The sequence below is a fragment of the Schnuerera sp. genome, from assembly GCF_035459645.1.
Lineage (GTDB): Bacteria > Bacillota > Clostridia > Tissierellales > Tepidimicrobiaceae > Schnuerera.
The window spans coordinates 1-2,305 of the sequence record NZ_DATHXO010000495.1; the positions used below are offsets into that span (position 1 = coordinate 1).

Annotated in this window: 2 protein-coding genes; both read left to right on the plus strand. The window is 32.6% G+C overall.

The features are described from left to right. Positions 1-72: 72 nt before the first annotated feature. The gene (locus VK998_RS11625; RefSeq protein ID WP_325228505.1) at positions 73-1,464 is read left to right on the plus strand and encodes a TldD/PmbA family protein; all 1,392 of its coding nucleotides are present in this window, start codon (positions 73-75) and stop codon (positions 1,462-1,464) included. A 1-nt stretch (position 1,465) separates the two neighbouring features. Further along, the coding region (locus VK998_RS11630; RefSeq protein ID WP_325228506.1) for a TldD/PmbA family protein at positions 1,466-2,305 on the plus strand (840 nt) is incomplete at its 3' end.

Here is a 2,305-nt window from a genome sequence, read left to right on the forward strand (position 1 = left end):
ACAAATGCTTTTAAGTCAAAAATAATATATAATAATAAATATAGGCAAAATTCTGAAAAAGGGGGTAATTATTTGCTTAGCAAAAATGTTTTAGAAAATGTGCTTTATTCAGCACTCTCCAAAGGAGGAGATTTTGCAGAAATATTTGTAGAGGATAGGTTTAATACAAATATTAATATGGTAGGAGGATATGTGGAAAATAGCATATCTGGTAGGGATTTTGGTGTAGGTATTAGGATATTCAATGGATTAAATAGTGTATATGCGTATACTAACAACTCAAAAGAAGATAATCTAATAAAAGTAGCTAAGGAAGCAGCTTTAGCTATTAAATCTAGTAAAAAAGATATGGTATTAAATCTAATGGAATCCAATATCAATAATAGACATCTAATTAAAATAATGCCTAGTAATGCTGAAAAAGCAAAAAAAGTAGAATTACTTAAAAGGGGTTATGAAAGTGCAAAGGCCTATGATCCGCTTATAACCCAAGTTACTTCAAACTACTTTGATGAAGAACAGAATGTGTTAATAGCCAATTCAGAAGGATTAATGGTTCAGGACAAACGGGTAAGGACTAGGTTTAAAATCCAGTCAGTTGCTTCAAAGGATGGAGAAACACAAATTGGCTTCTATGGCCCTGGCGGATCAATGGGATTTGAAATATTCGATAAAATTGATGTAGAAGAGATAGGGAAAGAAGCTTCAAGAATTGCTAAAACCATGATATTAGCAGATTATTGTCCTAGTGGGGTTATGCCAGTAGTTATTCACAATGAATTTGGAGGAGTATTGTTCCATGAAGCCTGTGGCCATGGATTAGAAGCAACTTTTGTATCTAAAGGCACCTCAGTGTTTGCAGATAAATTGGGGGAACAGGTAGCATCACCTTTAGTTACTGCCATAGACGATGGCACTATACCAAATGAATGGGGTTCTTTAAATATAGATGACGAAGGAACTCCAACCCAAAGAAATGTACTTATTGAAAATGGAATCCTTAAATCCTATCTAGTAGATAAATTAAATGGGAAACGAATGGGTATGGAATCAACTGGTTCAGCTAGAAGACAGTCCTATAAATTCCCACCAACTTCAAGAATGAACAATACATTTATTGCCAATGGGAATTCAACCTTTGAGGAAATTATATCTAGCACGGAAAAAGGATTATTTGCAAAAAAGTTGGGTGGTGGTAGTGTAAATCCAGCTACAGGAGATTTTAACTTTGCAGTAATGGAAGGCTATTTAATTGAAAATGGGAAAATAACTAAACCAGTAAGAGGTGCAACACTAATAGGGACAGGAATTAAAGTACTAGAGAATATAGATATGGTAGGCAATAACCAAACCTTTGGTCAAGGAGTATGTGGTTCTTTAAGTGGCATGGTACCTACCAATGTAGGGCAACCTACTATTAGAATAAAATCACTAACCGTTGGCGGAAGGAAGGGGGATGAATAGGATGAAATACAAAGGTTTAGTAGATAAGATTTTTGAAAAAGGGAAAGATAAATTTGAGGATATGGAGACCTATATAGAAAATACCAAGGAAATTGAAATTGCAGTATTTAAAAGAGAAATAGATAGATATAATATCTCTGAAACAGAAGGATTATCCTTAAGAGGGATTAATGATGGTAAATTAGGATATTGCTATACTGAAAAAGTAGATGAATCATCTATTGATATGTTAGTAGAGGAAGCTTATGAAAATGGAAAGTATATAGATGCATTAGAGAAGGAGATCATATTTTCAGGTTCAGACAAATATGAAGAAATAGATGGATTTAACCAAAATCTAAAAGAAGTTTCTATAGAAGAGAAAATAGAATTTGTTAAATCCTTAGAAAAGGAAGCATTTACCCTTGATTCAAGAATTGTAGCAGTAAGTTATTGTGTCTATAAAGAGATCGAGGATAGCAAATACTTGTTTAATACTAAAGGATTAGATTTAGAAAACAATATTAATTTAGGTGTTGCTTATATTATGGTTGTAGCTAAAGATGGAGAAGAAACTAAAACTGGACTTAGCTATAGAATAGCTAAGGATTTTTCAGATTTTGATTACAAAGAAATGGCAAAAGAAGCGGTGGATGAAGCATTATCCTATTTAGGAGCTAAATCAATAAAATCTAAAGAGTATCCATTGGTATTGAAAAATATAATTTTTGCAGACATACTATCAGCCTTCAAATCTATTTTTTATGCAGAATACGTTCAAAAAGGCTTATCCTTATTAAAAGACAAGGTAGGGAAGCAAATAGCAACAAGTAACTTTACATTAGTAGATGATCCTTTTAAT